Source organism: Nostoc sp. UIC 10630, from assembly GCF_010747425.1.
In the GTDB taxonomy this organism is placed as follows: Bacteria; Cyanobacteriota; Cyanobacteriia; order Cyanobacteriales; family Nostocaceae; genus Nostoc.
Window position 1 is genome coordinate 19,592 of the sequence record NZ_JAAGOG010000057.1, and the last position, 20,270, is coordinate 39,861.

Sequence of the window (20,270 nt, forward strand, 5' to 3'; positions counted from 1 at the left end):
CGCTCCCACCCACCATGCAATTTGCAGATTTCTGGTACATTGTCGCACTCAGCGAACAGTTACAACCTAACAAAGTATTACCACGCACCGTTTTAGGAGAATGGTTAGCGATATTTCGTGGTGAAGATGGACAACCCGTAGCTTTGCGCGATCGCTGTTTACACCGCAATAGCCGTCTATCATCAGGTAAAATCTGTAACGGTGCTTTACAATGTCCCTATCATGGTTGGGTATATGACGGGGTTGGAAACGTGATTGCTGTTCCAGCCGAAGGAGATGATTTCAAACCTTCCCCACAGCGTCGAGCCAAGTGTTACGCTACCAAAGAACAAGATGGCTATGTTTATGTGCGGTTAGCCAATAGCGTTGATTTTGAACCCTTTTCTATGCCTCACTACGGACAAAGGGGATGGGAAACGGTGCGGGTAATTAACCGTTTTGCTAACAATGTTACTAATTGTGCAGAGAACTTTATTGATATTCCCCATACGGCTTTTGTTCATCCTGGTGTTTTCCGTACTTCCCGCCAACAAAAGCTAGAGATGACTGTTGAACGCTGGAATGGTTCGGTTTTGGTGGAGTATCGCAACGAAAACAGTAATTTGGGATGGTACAGCCGTTTTCTGAATTTACAGGGTGCAGAGATTAAACATAGCGATCGCTTTTATATGCCAAACATTACCTCTGTAGAGTATAAGATGGCACATAATCGCCATTTGTTCATTACCAGTCAATCTATTCCAGAAACCGATAATTCAACTCTGGTTTACACCGATGTCACCTATAACTATGGTATTTGGAATAAATTAGCACGTCCCTTTGTGCGGTGGACTGCTCAACACATTATCCGCCAAGACGTGGAAATTTTGGGTATTCAGGGGGAAGCGATCGCTAAATACGGGACACAATTTTATAATACCCCTGCGGACACAATTCATATATTTGTCGAGTCAATTATGGCAGCCATATCTCGTGGAGAAGATCCGCGTTTATTGCCAAATCAATCAGTAAAAGTTACATTTTGGGTTTAAAAATAATTCGTAATTACCCCCCTTAATCCCCCTTGTAAAAGGGGGAAATAAGAAAATCCAGTTCCCTCACCTTTATAAGGGGAGGGTTAGGGTGGGGTAAAACCCATGTTTAAAATCAGTGTGAGCAATTAAAAGTGGAAATACAAAACTTTTCACAACTACTAATTTTTGGCTCTTTTATCGGATTAGTTGGTTGGACTATTAGCAATCAGGTTGGACGAACTCAACTCAAAGTTAAAAGTCGTGAAGATTGGTTGCTAGATAGTACAGGATTAACAATTCAAGGAATTTTGATTCCTTTCCTACAAGCGACTTTAGTTTATTGGCTTTATCAATATTTACTACCCACTCAACAAGGATATTTAAAAGTATCATTAATTCCAGCTTTTATTATCAGTTTTGTTGTGGTTGATTATTTATATTATTGGAATCATCGTTTATTACATACTAAATTGTTGTGGAATGTTCATAAAGTCCATCATACTGTCACTCAGATGGATGTATTAGGAACTTCTCGTAACACACTTTGGACAAGTTTGTTAATTATTTATTTATGGATACACACTTTATTTTTATATCTATTAGCCGATCCAACAGGTTATTTACTTGGAGTAAGTCTAACTTCTGCCTTAGATTTATGGCGACATAGCAACTTGATGATTCCAGTAAATACCAAGCTTTACCAATTTTTATCTTCTTGGCTAATCTTACCACAGGATCATGCTTGGCATCATTGCCGCGAAATCCACAATTATAACTATGGGGCTAATCTGAAAATTTGGGATAAATTACATGGAACATATTATGAAAGCAAAAAAGTGCCGTCTATAATCGGAATTCCTAGCTCATTAAACTTGTTCCAAAAACTTTTGTTCCCATTTTCATGACAGTTATAAGTAAAATTCTTTCCTTTCTTCCCACTTTTATATTATTGCTAACTGGGGCAGCAATAGTCTACCTCGCCTATTCACCCAATATCTTCAGCATTCTGGCGGTGTTCCTTTCTATTTATGGGCTACCAGTGCTAGTTTACCGCTTGCATGAATGGGTTTATCCTGTGCGAGAGGGGATTAGTTATCTACAAGGTAAAGAATATAGTCCCTGGTGGGGTAGCCATCAAATCCAGGTAATTTATATTGCAATTCCGGTGTTGGAAGCAGTGCTGCGATTGATTCCGGGGGTGTTTTCCTGTTGGTTGCGATTGTGGGGTGCTAAAGTAGGGCGAGATGTATACTGGACAACAAGATTGGAGATTGCCGATCGCAGTTTGTTAGAAATTGGCGATCGCGTCGTTATCGGGCATGGTGTCGGTATCTATTCCCATATCATTAAACCCCGCAAGCAAAATTTAATGTTGTATGTCAAAAAAGTCAAGATTGGTAGCAATGTTTTTGTGGGAGCCGGATCTAATCTTGCTCCCGGTGTAGTCATTGGTGATGGTTCTTATTTACCAGCAGCCAGCAACCTTTATCCTAATCAAAAGGTGCAATAATGCGTCCGATTATTCAGCTTTTTGGGCAAATTCTCGCGCCAACTGCGAGGCGATTTCATCAAGCTTTGGATAACCCAGAGTTAATGCAGACATCCGTACAAAAGGAAATTTGCGATCGCTTAATCAAAAGTGAGTATGGTAAAACTTTGGGAATTCATTCTATAGACGATTGGCAGCGTGTACCAATCGTAGATTATGATGCACTCGAACCCTGGTTAAATCAGAAACAGCAGCAAATTTTCCTCACTCCAGAACCCATTTTGTTCTATGAAAAAACCTCTGGTAGTAGTGGGGCAGTAAAATGGGTTCCTTATACTCAATCTTTGCGGCGATCGTTTAATCAAATGTTCTGTGTATGGGCGCATGATTTGATTGTACATGGCCCAAAATTTTCTACAGGCAAGATTTATGCTTGTATCTCACCGCAATTAAATGTAGCTGATAGCCAAACTTTACAAGATGATTTAGATTATTTAGATGGTTGGTTGCGTTGGTTTTTGCGTCCTTGGTTGGTGATGCCAAATAAACTTAATCGGCTGCATGATGCAAATTTGTTTAAACATCAACTGGCTTTGGCATTATTAGAGGCTGAAAAACTAGAAATTATTTCTATTTGGAGTCCTAGTTTTCTACAAGTACATTTAAAATATATTCAAGAAAATCAGGATTTATTGCGAGGAGAATTACACAATCTAATTTCACATCATCGCTTGCAACTCCTTAGTGAAAGTAATATTCCCTGGATGCAACTCTGGCCAAATTTAAAGCTGATTTCTTGCTGGGATAGTGCCAATGCAGCAGATCAAGCTCAAGGATTAAGATCGCAATTTCCAGGTGCATTAATTCAAGGTAAAGGACTACTAGCAACGGAAGCCCCAATAACGATTCCCTTGATTGTAGCTGGGGGATATATTCCAGTTCTTGATGAAGTTTTTTTCGAGTTCGAGGATGAGACTGGTTCCTTGCATGGTTTACACGAACTCAATATTGGCAATGAATACACGATTATTTTATCCCAGAAAGGCGGATTGTATCGTTATCGAATTGGCGATCGCATCCGGGTAACTCATTACTATCGCCACACTCCCTGTTTAGAGTTTCTTGGACGACATCAGGCTATTAGCGATTTAGTGGGCGAAAAGTTGCAAGAAACTTTTGTAAAAAATGCTTTGACTACGTTAAATTTACAAGAAACTAATTTTAAAAGTTTGATGCCTATTGCCGATCCTCCACACTATATTCTATTACTAGATTCGGCAAAAGAAACCCCAGAAATTATTGCTGAAAAACTGGATCTAGCTTTATCAGAATCATATCATTACCAGAGAGCTAGGGCCATCGGTCAACTTGCACCACCACAGGTTTTAATATCTAGTCAAATTTCTGAAATATTAGTTTCCCATCGTATCCGCACTGGAAGTATTTGGGGAGGTATTAAGCATCCAATTCTGGCAACTTCACCCATTAGTACTGAACTTTTACAAGAGTTGAAGTTGGAAATTGACCAGAAATAGCTAACCTCTGGATTTTGATGATTTCCTTGCTGTCCTTGTTTATTTAGTAATTTCCCAATAGTCATCATCTGCGATCGCCTCTGTGGTAAGTTTATTTCATGGAAATACTTAAGTCTTAAAAAGCACATTTATAGGGGCGCACAGATGTGCGTAGCGGAGATTGGATGTTTTTTTACTATCAATAAATTAATCTAATTTCGTTCTGTAGATTTTGAAAAATGTAGAAGAATACTACAAGCAGTTCAATATTAAAGATGCAAAATGGCATTGGGCTGTACTTCGTCCTGCAACACTAACGCATCTCTAAGCAGATTATTGCGATGAGGCGATCGCTAGATGCCATATTGATATACACGGAGACAAAAAAGTGCAAATTACTAAGCGCAACGTTGAGTTAAGAGTCGATGGCAGTTTAATGCGTGTTTATGTTGCGGCTCCTAAAGCAGCAGGAAAATACCCTGGTATTGTCTTCTACAGTGATATTTATCAGCTAGGCGATCCAATGATTCGTCTAGCGAACTACTTAGCAGGATATGGCTATGTAGTAGCAGCACCAGAAATTTTTCACCGAATTGAGCCAGTTGGTTTAGTAATAGAGCCAGACGATCTGGGAAGGATGCGGGGAAATGACGATGCGCGTCGAACCTCCGTAGCTGATTATGATGCCGATTGCCTTGCTGTGATTGAATTTCTGAAAGGAGAGAGTGCAGTTTCTTCAAATCAAATAGGCACTCTTGGCTTTTGTATTGGTGGACATTTAGCTTTTCGCGCAGCATTTCAAAGCGAAATTCGGGCTTGTGTCTGCTGTTACCCTACTGGGATTCCTAGTGGTAAACTGGGTAAAGAGGTAGCCGATACAATCCAGAGGGTAAGTGAAATCAAAGGCGAGATGCTAATGGTGTTTGGTACTCTTGACCCTCATATACCAGATAGCGATCGCCAAACCATAATAAAAGCAATTGAGAATGCTAACATCCCTCACCAAGTTTTCTTCTATGAAGCAGAACATACATTCATGCGCGACGACGGTTATCGTTATGATTCTAGTGCTACCACCGCAGCTTGGTCTGAAATAATAACTTTCTTAGGGCGCATATTCGCAAACTGAAAACTCCTATCATTGCTTTCTTCGCGTCAATTTTGAGTTGTCTGCAAAGCTAATAAACCAGCACCGTAAGCAGGCTCGTACCTCGGAAAAATTACCTTTACATTAGGAAACTTCTTAAGAAGAGACGCTGCAAATCTTTCATGGATATTGCATCTACCGCGCCACACACTTCCCGTTGTGACTACTTCTAAAACTGAGTCAGCAGTAAAAATTGTATCAATTACTGTAGATGTAGCTTTTACTAACTCTCTTACAGCATCATCAATTATGATATTTGCTACTATATCACCTGACGCTGCTGCAAAATCTACAATTGGTGCTAAAGCAGCTATCTGTTTGACTCCCCATTCTCGGCGATATACTACTTCTATTAAATCTTCTATACTTTCCAAATCAAGATGCTGTTTGAAACCCTCTATCAAACTCGTTGATATTTCTCGCCCATCATAAGATTTTAATGCTGCATTCATGCCTGCGATCGCAATTTTATAGGCGCTACCTTCATCTCCTAAAATATAACCCCAGCCACCGACCCGTTTCGTATGTCCTTCATGATTTCGTCCGAAAACTATCGAACCAGTACCTACTGCAACCACAATTCCTACAGGCTGGCCAATTCCACCAACTAAAGCAATTAAAGCATCGTTACAAATTACAATATTCTCTGGTTGTAATGCCCAAATTACAGGCAGAGATTTGTGATTTTGTAACTCTTCAACTAAACCTTTTACTAGTTCAATATCTGCTGCACGACCGACACCCGCTAAACCCAGGCATATCGCGTCAATCTTCAGGGTATTTGTAATTGTTGCTGCCTCAACAGCATTCTTAATTGCTGATTTGATAGATTTTAAAGTTGCTTCAATACCTATACTTTGATAATTAGATGGGCCTGCTTCACCGTAACCTAGCACTTGACGCAAATCATCCATCAAGACACAAACAGTCTTGCTACCACCGCCATCTACCCCCAAAACATAAGTCATATAGCAGTCCTAAATCATCTTTTAAAATCTCCATTTCTTATCTCTCTGTGTTCTCTGCGCCTCTGTGGTTCGATTAAAATTCTATTTTTCATAACTCATTTAAGATTGCTATAGATTTGTAACAATATTAATTATTTTGACGCTTCAATTCTTCCTTTAAAGGAATAAAAAAGATAGCAATCATCCCAGGAATAGTAAACAAACAAACCAAGATAAAAAATAATGGATAGCCAAAAGATTTTTGTAGATAACCGCTAACTAATCCAGGTAGCATCATTCCTAAAGCCATAATGCCAGTGGATATGGCAAAATGAGAAGTTTTATATTCGCCTTGGGAAATATACATTAGATAAACACTAAAAGCCGTAAATCCAAAACCATAGCCAAATTGTTCTAATGAAACCAAGGGATATATTAATTTCAACGAAGGTTTAGCATAAGCCATATATACATAAAATATATCAGGCAAGTTTAATGCCAAAGCCATAGGAAATAGACACTTTTTTAATCCATATTTTGAAATTAGCAAGCCTCCTAAAATTCCTCCACAAATCAGAGATATTACCCCAAAAGTACCGTATACTAGCCCGACATCTGACGTTGATAGCCCTAAGCCACCGACTTCTGGTTTGTCCAATAAAAACAAAGAGGCTATCTTGACAAGCATCGCTTCGCCAAATCTGTAGAGCAAGATAAAGGCTAAAATACTGATAATTTTATCTTGAGCAAAATATGAGCTAATAATTGACCAAAAAGGTATCTTTTCTCTAGCTTGTATTTGCCGTTGGTTATCTGATTCCGGTAATGGTAAAAATAGACGATGGGAAATAAACAGGATTGCTAAAATTAAAGCTGAGAACCCAATAACAATAGTCCAGCTTAAAGGAATATTATTGAGAGATACTTCAAGCTGACCTGCTAAGACTACTAATATTCCAGAACCAAAGATAACAGCCATTCTATAAAATAGTGAGCGAATGCCAACAAAGAAGGCTTGTTGTTCTGGAGATAAAGCCAGCAGATAGAAGCCATCTGTGGCAATGTCATAAGTTGCAGAAATAAATGCTCCTATTGTTAATGCTATAAGGGAGATAAAAAAGAAATTTGGCAGTTGTAAGGAGAAGGCTATCAAACCCAAGCAGCAAAACATGGCAAATTGGGTATAAAGTATCCATTTACGTTTGGTAGAGTAAATATCAACAATTGGGCCCCAAAACATTTTGATGACCCAAGGTAGATAGAGAAAGCTTGTCCAAAGGGCAATTTGGGCGTTATCAATTCCGAGTTTTTTGTAAAAGATTACGGAAACTGTGTTGATGATGATGTAAGGTATGCCGGAGGTGAAATATAGGGTGGGGATGAATGTCCAAGGGGAGATTGTTTGGTGTTTCATGGGTTTAGGGGACGAACCGCGAAGGACGCAAAGAGCGCAAAGAAGATTAAGAAGAGAGTATGATGCGTTTGATGCCGTCTTTGAGGATAGGGACGTTAAAGTTGATGAGAAGAGCTAGAGGGTAATGAGTCATTTTAAGGTAAGAAAGGACTTGGGCTTCATGAATGGGGATTAAGTTTTGGACAGCTTTCAATTCAACAATTAGAGAGTCTCCAACCAAAAAATCTAATTTGCCCTCGCCGACTGGACGACCTTTGTAGTTTACTTTTACTGGATGCTCAAACTTGTGAGGTATCTCGCGCATTAGAAATTCTTCTCTCAACGCTTTGTGATAAACCTCCTCTAAAAACCCCGCTCCTAATACCTGATGTACCTCAATCGCCGCCCCAATCACTCTATAAGCTAACTTTTCTAACTGAACACTTGGTTGCCTCATCTTAATCTTCCTCCTCTTCCTTTGCGTACTTCGCGTCCTTTGCGGTTCGTTTCCATATAATCCCTCTCCAACCCTGTGGCAAAATTTATTAGAGTCCTTCCTTAGTTTTCCCGCATGACCGCAACCATTCCCAATCTCCCCAGTCTCTATGACCCCTTTTCCACCGAAGCCAAGTGGCAAAAATTCTGGGAAGACAACCAAGTTTACAAAGCTGACCCCAACAAAGGCGGCGAACCCTACTGCATCGTCATTCCCCCCCCGAATGTCACCGGCAGCTTACACATGGGTCACGCCTTTGAAAGTGCCTTAATTGATACCCTCGTGCGCTACCACCGGATGCAGGGACGCAATACCCTATGGCTACCCGGAACTGACCACGCCAGCATTGCTGTGCATAGTATGCTAGAAAAGCAACTCAAGAAAGAGGGTAAGACTCGCTACGAATTGGGGCGCGAGAAATTCCTAGAACGCGCTTGGCAATGGAAGGCGGAGTCTGAAGGAACAATTCTGAATCAGCTACGACGCTTGGGTGTCTCAGTGGACTGGTCACGGGAAAGGTTTACCCTGGATGAGGGTTTATCCAAAGCTGTTGTGGAGGCATTTACTCGCCTTTACGAAGAAGGCTTAATTTATCGTGGTGAATATTTAGTTAATTGGTGTCCAGCTTCTCAGTCGGCTGTGTCTGACGTGGAAGTGGAAAATCAAGAGGTGAATGGAAATCTCTGGCACTTCCGCTATCCCCTCACCGATGGTTCCGGTTTTGTAGAGGTGGCGACAACTCGACCAGAAACGATGCTGGGTGATACGGCTGTAGCTGTTAATCCCAATGACGATCGCTACAAACATCTCATCGGCAAAACTTTAACTCTGCCAATTCTACAACGAGAAATTCCCATTATTGGCGATGAATTTGTTGACCCCACTTTTGGCACAGGCTGCGTAAAGGTGACTCCCGCCCATGACCCGAATGATTTCGACATGGGTAAGCGTCACAATCTGCCGTTAATCAACATTATGAACAAAGACGGCACTCTCAACGCCAATGCTGGGGAATTTCAAGGACAAGACCGCTTTGTTGCTAGAAAAAATGTGGTTTCTCGCCTAGAAGCAGATGGCTTTTTGGTGAAGATAGAAGATTATAAGCATACCGTTCCCTACAGCGATCGCGGTAAAGTACCTATTGAACCCCTCCTCTCAACTCAATGGTTCGTCAAAATTCGCCCCTTAGCTGATAACAGTCTCGAATTCCTCGACCAGCAAACTTCTCCAGAGTTTGTCCCCCAACGCTGGACTAAGGTCTATCGTGATTGGCTAGTAAAACTCAAAGATTGGTGTATCTCTCGTCAATTATGGTGGGGACACCAAATTCCGGCTTGGTACGCTATCAGTGAAACGGATGGGCAAATTACCGATAACACGCCCTTTGTGGTAGCAAAATCGGAAACTGAAGCTTGGGAAAAAGCTAAATCACAATTTGGCGAAAATGTCAAGTTAGAACAAGACCCAGATGTGCTGGATACTTGGTTTTCTTCTGGACTGTGGCCATTTTCGACTTTAGGCTGGCCGGAACAAACTCAAGATTTAGCGACTTACTACCCGACTACTACTTTGGTGACAGGCTTTGACATCATCTTTTTCTGGGTAGCCAGAATGACTATGATGGCTGGGCATTTTACTGGTCAAATGCCTTTCCAAACAGTTTACATCCACGGCTTGGTGCTGGATGAAAAAGGTCAGAAGATGTCAAAGACCAAAGGTAATGGCATTGACCCTCTGTTATTAATTGACAAATATGGTACTGATGCCCTGCGCTATACCCTAATTAGGGAAGTGGCTGGCGCTGGTCAAGATATCCGCTTAGAATACGATCGCAAAAAGGATGAATCGGCATCTGTAGAGGCATCCCGCAACTTTGCAAATAAGTTGTGGAATGCTGCCCGGTTTGTGATGATGAATTTGGATGGACAAACGCCGCAACAATTGGGGAATCCAGTCGCTACAGAATTGAGCGATCGCTGGATTATCTCGCGGTATCATCAAGTTATCAAACAAACCACTAATTACATCGATAATTACGGTTTAGGGGAAGCAGCAAAAGGACTCTATGAGTTTATTTGGGGTGATTTCTGCGATCAGTATATTGAACTGGTGAAATCCAGATTGCAAGCAGATGCCGATCCAGTATCGCGGCGGGTAGCACAGCAAACCCTCGGCTACATATTAGAAGGAATTTTAAAACTGCTTCATCCGTTGATGCCTCATATTACCGAAGAAATTTGGCAAACTCTCACCCAACAACCAGCAGATTCCCCGCAAACTTTACCATTGCAAATATATCCCCAGGTAGATGCAAACCTAATTGATCCAGCTTTAGAAGAACAGTTTGAATTGCTGATTGCTACTATCCGCACAATTCGGAATTTGCGCGCAGAAGCGGATATTAAGCCAGGGGTAAAAGTGACAGCGAATTTGCAAACTGAAAGCGAGAAGGAGCGGGAAATTCTCACTGCTGGACAGTCTTATATTAAAGATTTGGCGAAGGTTGAGATTTTAACCATTACTGACAAACAAGAAAACCAAACTGTTACTGCAAAGAAACCTCAGAGGGGTTTGAAGATAATTGGCTTAATTCTTGTGGCCATTGTCTTTGCTAGATTGGGTTTAGCTGCGGGAAATGCCATTGATGACATTCCCATCGTCGGAACTTTCTTTGAATTAGTTGGTTTTGGTTACACAGCTTGGTTTGTTAGCCAAAATTTATTAACTGCTCAAGCGAGACTTAGGTTATGGGGACGCTTTTTCCCCCAGAAAGAATTAGAGCAACCACAAGAATCAGAAAATGCGATCGCAGGTGTAATTGGTACAATACAAGTGCTAATTCCTCTAAGCGGTGTGGTAGATATTGAAGCTGTGCGTGCCAAGCTAGAAAAGAGCTTGAGTAAAGTTGAAGCAGAAATTGAATCCCTGAGTACCAGATTAAACAATCCTAGTTTCGTAGATAGAGCTAGGGCTGATGTGGTACAAGGGGCGCGAGATGCCTTAGCAGAAGCACAAAAGCAAGCTGAAATTTTGCGCGATCGCCTTAAGGGGTTAATGTAGGCATAGCCTGCGTGGTCTAGGATAACTGTAATGGGTAATGGGAGTGTTAATAATTCCAATTACCTGTTACCAATTAACAAGATCCAAATATCACTTCTGGGACTTATTATTTTATTAAATTTTTTTAATTTTTAATTTTTAATTTTTAATTGGAGCGAAGCGACCCTCATGCTATATCTAGCCCAGGTGCGTAAAAACGATTTTTTAGACCAGCACCAGTTACGCTTGTTAGCGCGTCAAGAAGCTGATAACTTGTGGGCGATAATTCCAGAAGAGGCTTTCATTCTGCTAGGAAAGGGAAAGAACATGAGTGAAAACTTGCTTGTTTTAGTAGAACTTTCCTCAACAGGCGACATTGAAAGAATAGAAGACGCTACCAACTGGGTACTCCATTTGGTACAAAACTACCTCACTATCGGCATTACCCCAGAGTTTTTGCAGCACGAAGCCGAGCGAGCAGAACATTGGCGGCAATCCTTGACGTTGCAAAACCAAGATTTAGCGAGGCGTTCCTTAGAATTGGAAGCTCGTCGCGAACAAATTCAAGCCTTAGAAGAAAGCCTCAAACGCGAGAAGAACGGTTATCCCCAACAGGAAAGTTAAAAGCAATACTTTTGAGAGTCGCATGGCGGCTGGGACAACTTGGTAACTTTTCCCAAAATCAGGGTTTTAGGTACTAAATAGCTTATGCCTCCAGACTCCGACAAATTATCCTCCGGGTGACATTGAACAAAAATTGAGAAATTCTTTCTTCAAAATCAACTTGAGAATTTCATTCACAGGTATTGCATTTAAGTCAATGTCAACATAAAAATTTTTACTTATATGGCATAGGTGAATAAAGCGCAACATCATACATAATTACTATCAGTATGCTGTATTCTTAATTTCACCGATAAATTGCTTTTCGAATAAATGCTTAATTTTATTTCCTATTTGCTTTTGGCTCAAGCAGCACCTTCTCCAGTATCTGAACCCCAGGAAATCTTCATTCCCCAACAAACAAGACCTTTACCTGGCCATCTTGATGCAATACCAGTATTTAACAGTAATAACCCAGAAGTAGTTCAGAGTGAAGGTATTCTGCTGTCTACATTTCCTCCTCAAGGCAAAAAAGTGCCAAGCGCACACCTGAACTTTCTATGGAAGGGACGCTTTGATTTGTTTTCTCATCATATTGCTCGAGCCATTGAGACTCCAAATGATTTGCGGACTCTTTATTTGGGGGTGATTGTTTACAATCCAAGCGATCGCCCTGCAACTATAAACATATTGCAAGCAGCCAGTTATGTTAGTCAACCTGATGCACCTTTTCTCAAACTTCCCCCCATACAGTCAAATAATTCGGGAAAAATTTATGCTGGCCCTGGCGATCGCGTCATGAATGATGTGCTACGAGGAAAACGGCAGTCAGGATGGCCAGCGCAGTTAGTAATTCCACCAAAACAAAGCCGGATGTTAATGAATCATCCAATTCCAGTGCGTCCTTTAAAACCGCCATTAAATGGACGTTCTACTTTGTTGCGTTTGTACAGTGATAGTCCAGTTTATATGTCGAACCTAGCTATGTTTGCCAAACCCAATCCAGATGCTACTGAACGAGCGCCCACTTTAAAAGAATGGGAAAACTTGTTAGAAAATGGTGATTTTGCGGGGCCGCGTGAACCTGCTCCTAGTCCTCCAAATAATCTTACAGCGACAGCAGAAATTTACGGTCGGGTAGCGGCGGTAGCTGTCGGCTCTCGTTGGCAAGCACAAGTTACCGACTCCAATAGTTCATACCTGACAATTCCCGCTTCAGGACAAGCTTTTTCATACGGTTTAAGTACCCTTTTAGCAGGCAAAATGGGTACTGGACAAAACCAAACTGCCAAACTCGCGGTGCGTTATCCTGGTACTGCTTACGAAGCCCACGGTAATTACGGTATTGAATATAACATCTCGCTACCATTAATCAACAATACCGCCAAACCACAAACTGTAAATGTGCTTTTTCAAACACCTATTAAAGAAGACGACTTAAGTAAACCTGGGCTTCGCTTTTTTTCACCACCCCAACCATCCGTCTTTTTTCGTGGCACAGTTCGTATTCGCTACAATGACGATAATGGCTTACCCAAAACCCAATATTGGCATTTAGTTCAACAACGGGGACAGATGGGAGAACCGCTTGCTCAATTAAAAATATCTCCAGGTCAGCTGCGAATGGTAAAAGTAGATTTTCTCTACCCACCAGATGCTACGCCCCCTCAAATGCTGACAATTCAAACTGTAGACCAAAAATAAGGCAAAGCAAAGAAGGCAGGACTTGCATTCCTTCCAATCCATCTTTATCAAAGTATAAGTTGCTCGTGCTTTAGAACTCTTGCAAAAGTTTTTTGTGATACAATCAGAGATTTACCAATTTGCGATTAAGACTTTAATTAGCAGTGAAATTTTGGAGAGTCAAATGACGAAAGTTACACTCTATATTGCAGCTAGTTTGGATGGTTATATTGCTCGCAGCGATGGCGGAATTGATTGGCTATCAATCCTTGATATAGAGGGAGAAGACTACGGTTATGGTGCTTTCTACAAATCCATTGATGCTATTGTTTTGGGCAGCAATACTTATGAAGTAGGACTGGGTTTTGATGAATGGCCTTATCCGGGGAAGAAATCATTTGTTTTCACCAAACGCCATCTCCAATCTGACCGCGAGGACGTTGTGTTTGTTTCTGATACAGTCAAGAACGCCTTGGCAAATATAGAGGCTCAAGGTTTTGAAAATATCTGGCTAGTTGGTGGCGGAGCATTAATCAATTCATTTCTTCAGCACAGCTTGATTGATGAATATATTATTTCAACTATTCCAACTATCTTAGGTAGCGGTATACAGCTTTTCCCACCGCCTACCCCTGAAGAAAAATTGGAACTGATTAACTCAAAACAATATTCTAGTGGTTTACTGCAATCACATTATAGGCGAAAAGGGAAGCTTTAAAAATGTACAATTCATAATTATGTTTCAAGTGGTGATAAGTCCGATACTCAAAACTTCGGGAAATTTAAACACCACTTGAAACGTTAATGCCGTTATTAGGTATCCGGTAAAAAGTCTTTTTAATTACGAATTAAGTTTAAACAACCTCAAGAAGCTTCTGAACAGCTTCGCTAAACTGCTCGTAAGGAGAAACTCCCACAATGGTTTCTGCTAAAATGCCATCTTTGAAAATTAAAACTGCTGGAATACTGCGAAGACCGAATTTTTTGAAAATCGGCTTATTTCTATCAACGTCTACCTTAACAACTTTGGCGCGGCCTTTGTATTCTTCAGCAAGTTGCTCCATCAAAGGACTGACCAGCCGACAGGGGCCACACCAAGTAGCAGTAAAATCAACAACAACAACTTTCTCTTCACTTCCATTTAAAACAACATCAAATTCACTTTCTTCAAGATAAGCAACTATCTGAGTATCAGCAGACATTTTTTAATTCCTTAGTATCAAACTAAAATTGCAGCAAAAATCTCACTCACTATACAAACTATACCTTCTTCTGTCCGTCAGGTTCACCAGCTACCTGTGTACCTGTATTGGCAAATCCCCACTACTGAGCAAAAGTCAGTAGCAGGAATTTAATAATCTTACATCTAGTGCGTAGGCGTAGCCCGTCGTAGACATCGCACCTACCAACCTACCTAATCCAAAAACCTCACACCTTCAGAATGTAGAAGATGTAGAAGCATCATCTCGATCAAACAGTTCTAACAACCCGATGGTGCCTACAAAAAAAGTATAAGTGGCATATTGTATTGGCATTTTTTTTCTTGAAGGTGCATAAAAAGCTGCTATAATACCTTCGATAAAATGGCACGTCATGGCAAAACGCTCAATCCAAAAAATTGGATTAAGGCTGCTGGGAATATTACTATTAGTTATTAATGCATAAATATGCCATGATTCTAATCCAATTGCGCTGGATATAAGAACTGTAGATATAATTTTTACAATGGTAAAAATTGTTCTCTTTATAAGTTTTAAGTTCATGCCATTCACAAAACAATCGTTGAAAATTCTCTACAAGACTCGATGAAGTAACAGATAAGTTTATCTGTGATAACCTACGCAAAAAATATCTCAAACTCTTATTTATCGGTGTTCTCTGTGCCTAGCTTTTCTGTGACTCATGCGTAAATATTATGTGTTTCATCTAAAATTAACCTTAAGTCAACCAATCTTATATCATGATTTACATTTTTGTAAAAGCCCCTAAAAAAATGGACATGGTGTATTAAGCCTGCCATACCCATAAACACTATGAGTAATGAAAATTAATTTACCAGAACTTTAAAAAATGATAAAAGTGTGGAATAATGCATTGGTTATAAATTTAGTCGAAATAAGAGTCATAAGTCAGGAGCCAGAATGGGCTAAACGTCTCCGCCTTGACTTCTGAATTCTTCTTCAATCCCCCTCTAGCTATTGATAAAAAATGTAAACCTATGATTGCTCAACATTACAACTCAATTCACGTTGAAAACGACTTGCTTCAACAAATCCAAATTAAAGAAAATCAGTTAAGAATTGCCCAAGAATCTAATATGATCCATGTAGTAGAAGCACTACAGAGTCAGTTATTAAAGTTGCAGTGTCAATTATCAGAGCCGCAAGACGTTGAAGTTCAAGCATTGATGAGTTTACTAGACGATTAAAATTGTACCTTTTTGTTACAAAGGTTATTTGAAACACAAAAACTCTGTTTATGGAAAGCAGAGCCTAGTTATTGTGATGCCTGAAAGTGCGATTTATGTGCTATAGCTCAAGGCTATCTAAGGTATCAGTATCATAAAATCACAATACTTCCGACTTAGATAACATACAGAACTCAGATTTGATTTTTAAGAAGCTAGGTAGAACTCAAAGAAGCTTTTTTTCTGTTGCCTATTGCCTCTTGCCTATCCACGCCGTGCAAATACAAATCAAAGCTGACTGCTATATTAGGGTTTTTGCTGCGTAGGTGGTCTTTTAATCTGCTGTACTGACTCAATCTTTAGAACAGGTTTAATTGAGCGCAGTTGCCTTTGCCTAAGAATTTGAATTTCTCTCTCAATCGAATCTTTTCCTTGTCTAAAAAAGTCTTGAGAATTATATGGAACTAAGTCACGGGATAAACTTTGAGCTTGTGCAGGAGTCAAACTAGGAAGGGGTTGTTCAGCATTGGCAGAAGTTTGCACAGCCAGCAAAAAAGCTGCTGAAATCAGCAAGAGTTGGCTTTTTATACATCTGGTTAATATTAGGTTTAACATGATTGATACATCTGTTGTGTAACTGCTGCTTCAAACCATCTTCTGTTGGTCTTACTATAATCAAGCTACACTTATTGGCTTGTTAATTACCTCCCGCAAATGGGTGAATTAATCAGTTAAACTACCTTATTAAATATCTGGAACTAGCTGATATAGGAATATACTTTCATTTTTATTCGCGCAGCGTGATGTAGCTATACTTACTTGCGTGGGTAGGTAAGAGGCAATAGGAAAGAAGGCTTTTTGAGTTGTACGGAGTTTTTTCAAAAATCAAATATGAGTTCTATATCATCCAAGGTTCTAAATAGGAAACAGTTATGTTAGATTGGGTCGCACTCTTGGGAATAATACTACTTGAGCAATAGTCTCGATATATCTCAGTGAGAGTGCTGTATTATATACTTCTTGTCTGTAACAGCTAATACTAAATCATAAAATTATATTTTATACAAGTATTGTTAGTCAAATTTAGACAATATCAACTGAGATATTGCCTGAAACATAGTTATTATAGGTTTTATGCTTGCTAATCGTTAAATATATAAATTTAATTTACACTAAAATATATCAGTATTTTAACTGTTGTCTTACCTGTTAATACTTACTTAATATGTAGCACAATCTTTCTCTTTATCTTAGTCATTGTGAAATCTCTTCTACAGACTTACTTAGAACAAGAAATTTGGATATTAGTACGAGAGAAGTGGTATTTCGCCACAATTATTGGAGTTTGGGATGATTTGTTGTGGTTTAAACATAGAACTTACAACAAAGATACAGAAGAGGATACTCTCTGGGAAATGGTTGTAAAAATAAGTGAAGTAGTTGCTATTGATAAAGTTAGGTCTGTTATTAGTAGAAAACCAGACGTACTGATTTCACGGCTACTAGAAACTGAGCAAGGCACAAACGATCATCATCAAGATCATGAACATTAATTAGCTTAATAGTAAAAATACTTGCTTGTCTCCTAACATTAACTGATAAAAGTTGAGACAAGCGGTATAAATCAGTAAGCTAAGAGAATAAAGATATTCGCACAACGGAGGTTTAATAATAATCTGATAGACTATCTTAAATTTGAAATTATAAAAGCTGGTAGCCCAGGGCTGATAACTAAATATGAGTGAAGCCTTATTCTGTATCGAAAATCTGCGAGTTGCCTATCCACAACGGAGTGGAGAAGAGGCAAGCTGGGCGGTTGATGATGTATCTTTCACCTTGCAACCAGGTGAAAGAATGGGATTGGTAGGAGAGTCAGGTTGTGGTAAGTCAACTATCGGGCGGGCAGTAATGCGTTTACTACCAGCCTCTAGTTGTGTTGAGGGAAAGGTGACATTTCAAGGACAGTCGGTGCTTGACTTGATGCCTAACCAGTTGCGGAAATTTCGAGGAGAGGCGATCGCCTTAATTTTTCAAGATCCTATGACACGCCTCGATCCGTTGATGACGATTGGTAAGCATTGTATCGAAACTCTTCAGGCGCACTCACCAGAATTATCAACGCGGGAAGCCAAAGAAAAAGCACTTGCTACTTTGGCGAAGGTGAATATCCCTGCTAGTCGCTGGAATCAGTATCCCCACGAATTTAGCGGTGGAATGCGCCAACGGGTTGCGATCGCTTTAGCTTTACTCCTCGACCCCAAGTTAATTGTTGCCGATGAACCCACCACCAGTTTAGATGTCACCGTCTCCGCGCAGATATTGCAAGAATTAACTCGCCTGTGTGGTGAAGAAAACATGGGATTGTTGCTGATTTCTCACGATTTAGCAATGGTGGCTGAGTATTGCGATCGCATTGGTGTGATGTACCAAGGCAAAATGGTCGAAATGGGTTCTACAGAAACCGTCTTTAGACAACCTCAACATGAATACACGCGATCGCTTTTAAAAGCAGCTTTACACATTCAAGCAGTAAATGATGATGGAGAATTGATAATTGCCAACGACTCAGAAAAGCAATTACCGATTATTAATAAGCAATCTCCAATTTTGAGTATTACAGAACTCAAGCAATACTACACCATAGAACCTAACTTTATCGAACGACTGTTTAACACACAAGCACAGACAATAAAAGCAGTAGATGGTATCAATCTAGATATTTATCCAGGAGAAATTCTCGGCTTAGTCGGTGAATCAGGTTGCGGTAAAAGCACACTATCACGAACAATCCTGCAACTAATTCGTCCCACCAGTGGCAAAGTTAAATTTTTAGGACAAGATTTAACTACACTGTCGCCTCAAGAAATTCGCTCCTCACGGCGACAAATCCAAATGGTTTTTCAAGATCCCCATGCTTGTCTCAATCCAGCGATGACTGTGGGACAAAGTATCGCCGATCCTTTATTTATCCACAATTTAGCCGCTCCTGTTAAGGCAAAAGAACAGGTTTTGTGGATGCTAGAGAAAGTTGGGTTAACACCCTCAGAAGTATATTATGAGCGTTATCCATCAGATTTATCTGGAGGGCAACAGCAAAGAGTTGCGATCGCTCGTGCTTTGATTACTCACCCTAAACTTTTGATTTGCGATGAACCTGTGAGTATGTTAGACGCTAGCGTGCAGTCGCAAGTGCTAGATTTGATGTTGCAATTAAAGGAAGAATTTGAGTTAACTTATCTGTTCATCACTCACGATCTCTGGTTAGCTAGATTTTTGTGCGATCGTATTGCCGTGATGAATGGTGGCAAAATTGTCGAACTTGGTCTGACAAAAACTATTTTTGCCAATCCTCAGCACCCTTATACCAAAACACTACTAGCTGCTGCCCCTTTACTAGCACGCGCCTAACTCAACAAAGTGAGGAGTTATGAATTACTAACTCCTGTACAGACGCGATTAATCGCGTCTCTAACTCCTAATTCTCTTCCCTCCCCTTAAGTAATTTAGTTGCTTCTCCACTCGAAGCATATAGTTCAACGAATCTTTTAAATAGCAATGCAGTCTCGTGATTTGAAGCCCTGCTTAAGTTGAATAAACGCCCTATATTTTTATCCGCTAAAGCTCTTAAATAGGGTAAATCTTCAAATAGTGTCAAACAAGAAGCAAAATGCAATATTATTTGTAATAATGGTTTTGGCCACTCTAGGTCACTATATATATCTATAAAGAACTGATGTTCTGAGTCATTTAACGGAAAAGCATTAAATAAAACAATTATCCTTTTGTTATTGTAAACTGGAATACTCAATTCAACAGTATATGGAGTATGTAATATTAAATCTACCTCCACAATCGGTTGCCGCCAAATTCTCAAAGGATTAGCTGGCGAGTCTAATATTGTTTGGAATTTGATTATTCCACCAGTGCTGGTGGGCTGAAAGTGGCTAATTTGGAAAATTTTCAGGTTATTAAGGCTAAAATTATGAACTGTTTCTAAATGCTTTAAGTTCAATAGATGGTAAATTTGGCAAAGATAAGGAAACGGTAAAATATACTCCTGGCTAATCATGTGGAGCTTTTTTACTTGAAGCTTATTAGCTTGAGTACGAGCGAGATATTCTTGATATTGGCTGGCACCTAAATCATTACTGTTAAAGCTTTCGTTAGGCTTGAGATATAGCCAACTCACAAAAAAGAAAGAAGCTGTAAATAGCTGAAATATTTCTATATAAGATAAATAACCATCAGCAAATGCAGCTATGCTTCTATCGGTTATACCGAAAATCCAAGATGGAATACCAAACATCCAGATATTACTTTTAATTTGATCTATAAAAAGTGCTATTTCAATATTTGAGACATTTCTACCTTGATTTCCACTTAATTTATCATTATTTTTTAGACAATTAGTAAACATAATATTTTGATGTTACTTAGTGCTATTAATCTATAAAATCTATTTATTTTAATTTTAAATACCAATCTATAGTCATAACCTCTATCTTTAGCTGTATATACAAGTTGTATTTATTTATATCC

Annotated in this window: 19 protein-coding genes; 12 read left to right on the plus strand and 7 right to left on the minus strand. The window is 39.7% G+C overall.

Features of this window, described 5'->3' with window-relative positions:
- Positions 1-14 precede the first annotated feature (14 nt).
- The 5 genes from G1O98_RS15640 to G1O98_RS15660 all read left to right on the plus strand — a co-directional run bounded on the left by G1O98_RS15640 (position 15) and on the right by G1O98_RS15660 (position 5,145).
- Positions 15-1,031 (plus strand): aromatic ring-hydroxylating dioxygenase subunit alpha, encoded by a 1,017-nt coding sequence (locus tag G1O98_RS15640; protein ID WP_163929644.1) that lies wholly within the window; start codon positions 15-17, stop codon positions 1,029-1,031.
- 134 nt (positions 1,032-1,165) lie between these two features.
- On the plus strand, positions 1,166-1,918 hold the full coding sequence (locus G1O98_RS15645; protein ID WP_163929645.1) for a sterol desaturase family protein: 753 nt from the start codon (positions 1,166-1,168) through the stop codon (positions 1,916-1,918).
- A complete protein-coding gene (locus tag G1O98_RS15650; protein WP_163929646.1) occupies positions 1,915-2,523 on the plus strand; it encodes a DapH/DapD/GlmU-related protein in 609 nt (202 codons plus the stop codon). Before G1O98_RS15645 ends, G1O98_RS15650 begins: the two co-directional genes overlap by 4 nt.
- On the plus strand, positions 2,523-4,037 hold the full coding sequence (locus G1O98_RS15655; RefSeq protein WP_163929647.1) for a GH3 auxin-responsive promoter family protein: 1,515 nt from the start codon (positions 2,523-2,525) through the stop codon (positions 4,035-4,037). The genes G1O98_RS15650 and G1O98_RS15655 overlap by 1 nt, the downstream gene beginning before the upstream one ends.
- Positions 4,038-4,404: 367 nt before the next feature.
- Positions 4,405-5,145: a dienelactone hydrolase family protein gene (locus G1O98_RS15660; protein ID WP_163929648.1), complete on the plus strand. Its 741-nt coding sequence runs from the start codon at positions 4,405-4,407 to the stop codon at positions 5,143-5,145.
- A 26-nt stretch (positions 5,146-5,171) separates the two neighbouring features.
- Here the strand turns inward: G1O98_RS15660 and G1O98_RS15665 are convergent, their stop codons facing one another.
- The 3 genes from G1O98_RS15665 to G1O98_RS15675 all read right to left on the minus strand — a co-directional run bounded on the left by G1O98_RS15665 (position 5,172) and on the right by G1O98_RS15675 (position 7,960).
- Positions 5,172-6,131: a BadF/BadG/BcrA/BcrD ATPase family protein gene (locus G1O98_RS15665; RefSeq protein WP_163929649.1), complete on the minus strand. Its 960-nt coding sequence runs from the start codon at positions 6,129-6,131 to the stop codon at positions 5,172-5,174.
- Between the two features lie 127 nt (positions 6,132-6,258).
- Entirely contained in the window at positions 6,259-7,524 is a 1,266-nt protein-coding gene (locus tag G1O98_RS15670) for an MFS transporter (RefSeq protein WP_163929650.1), read from the minus strand.
- A gap of 46 nt (positions 7,525-7,570) precedes the next feature.
- Positions 7,571-7,960 carry a GxxExxY protein gene (locus tag G1O98_RS15675; RefSeq protein WP_163929651.1) on the minus strand — a complete coding sequence of 130 codons (390 nt, stop codon included), beginning with the start codon at positions 7,958-7,960 and terminating at the stop codon, positions 7,571-7,573.
- 114 nt (positions 7,961-8,074) lie between these two features.
- On the opposite strand from G1O98_RS15675, the gene G1O98_RS15680 reads away from it, so the two are divergent.
- The 4 genes from G1O98_RS15680 to G1O98_RS15695 all read left to right on the plus strand — a co-directional run bounded on the left by G1O98_RS15680 (position 8,075) and on the right by G1O98_RS15695 (position 14,042).
- Positions 8,075-11,059 (plus strand): valine--tRNA ligase, encoded by a 2,985-nt coding sequence (locus tag G1O98_RS15680; protein ID WP_163929652.1) that lies wholly within the window; start codon positions 8,075-8,077, stop codon positions 11,057-11,059.
- A gap of 168 nt (positions 11,060-11,227) precedes the next feature.
- Entirely contained in the window at positions 11,228-11,662 is a 435-nt protein-coding gene (locus G1O98_RS15685; protein WP_012410997.1) for a hypothetical protein, read from the plus strand.
- A 312-nt stretch (positions 11,663-11,974) separates the two neighbouring features.
- Entirely contained in the window at positions 11,975-13,345 is a 1,371-nt protein-coding gene (locus tag G1O98_RS15690; RefSeq protein WP_163929653.1) for a DUF3370 domain-containing protein, read from the plus strand.
- 163 nt (positions 13,346-13,508) lie between these two features.
- Positions 13,509-14,042 (plus strand): dihydrofolate reductase family protein, encoded by a 534-nt coding sequence (locus G1O98_RS15695; protein ID WP_163929654.1) that lies wholly within the window; start codon positions 13,509-13,511, stop codon positions 14,040-14,042.
- Positions 14,043-14,178: 136 nt separating this feature from the next.
- On the opposite strand, the gene trxA is transcribed toward G1O98_RS15695, so the two are convergent.
- Both trxA and G1O98_RS15705 read right to left on the minus strand, forming a co-directional pair.
- Complete coding sequence (trxA, locus tag G1O98_RS15700; protein ID WP_012411639.1) at positions 14,179-14,526, minus strand: thioredoxin; 348 nt, start codon at positions 14,524-14,526, stop codon at positions 14,179-14,181.
- 234 nt (positions 14,527-14,760) lie between these two features.
- The gene (locus G1O98_RS15705) at positions 14,761-15,087 is read right to left on the minus strand and encodes a hypothetical protein (protein WP_163929655.1); all 327 of its coding nucleotides are present in this window, start codon (positions 15,085-15,087) and stop codon (positions 14,761-14,763) included.
- Between the two features lie 455 nt (positions 15,088-15,542).
- On the opposite strand from G1O98_RS15705, the gene G1O98_RS15710 reads away from it, so the two are divergent.
- Positions 15,543-15,752: a hypothetical protein gene (locus tag G1O98_RS15710; protein ID WP_114080571.1), complete on the plus strand. Its 210-nt coding sequence runs from the start codon at positions 15,543-15,545 to the stop codon at positions 15,750-15,752.
- 285 nt (positions 15,753-16,037) lie between these two features.
- Here G1O98_RS15710 and G1O98_RS15715 read toward each other — a convergent pair whose 3' ends face one another.
- The gene (locus G1O98_RS15715) at positions 16,038-16,346 is read right to left on the minus strand and encodes a hypothetical protein (protein ID WP_114080570.1); all 309 of its coding nucleotides are present in this window, start codon (positions 16,344-16,346) and stop codon (positions 16,038-16,040) included.
- Between the two features lie 644 nt (positions 16,347-16,990).
- Between G1O98_RS15715 and G1O98_RS15720 the strand changes: the two genes are divergently transcribed.
- Together G1O98_RS15720 and G1O98_RS15725 are read left to right on the plus strand one after the other, a co-directional pair.
- On the plus strand, positions 16,991-17,284 hold the full coding sequence (locus tag G1O98_RS15720) for a hypothetical protein (RefSeq protein ID WP_114080534.1): 294 nt from the start codon (positions 16,991-16,993) through the stop codon (positions 17,282-17,284).
- A gap of 184 nt (positions 17,285-17,468) precedes the next feature.
- On the plus strand, positions 17,469-19,139 hold the full coding sequence (locus G1O98_RS15725; protein WP_163929656.1) for an ABC transporter ATP-binding protein: 1,671 nt from the start codon (positions 17,469-17,471) through the stop codon (positions 19,137-19,139).
- Positions 19,140-19,206: 67 nt separating this feature from the next.
- Here the strand turns inward: G1O98_RS15725 and G1O98_RS15730 are convergent, their stop codons facing one another.
- Positions 19,207-20,148, minus strand: coding sequence for a hypothetical protein (locus G1O98_RS15730; protein ID WP_163929657.1), 942 nt, complete (start codon positions 20,146-20,148; stop codon positions 19,207-19,209).
- Positions 20,149-20,270: the final 122 nt, after the last annotated feature.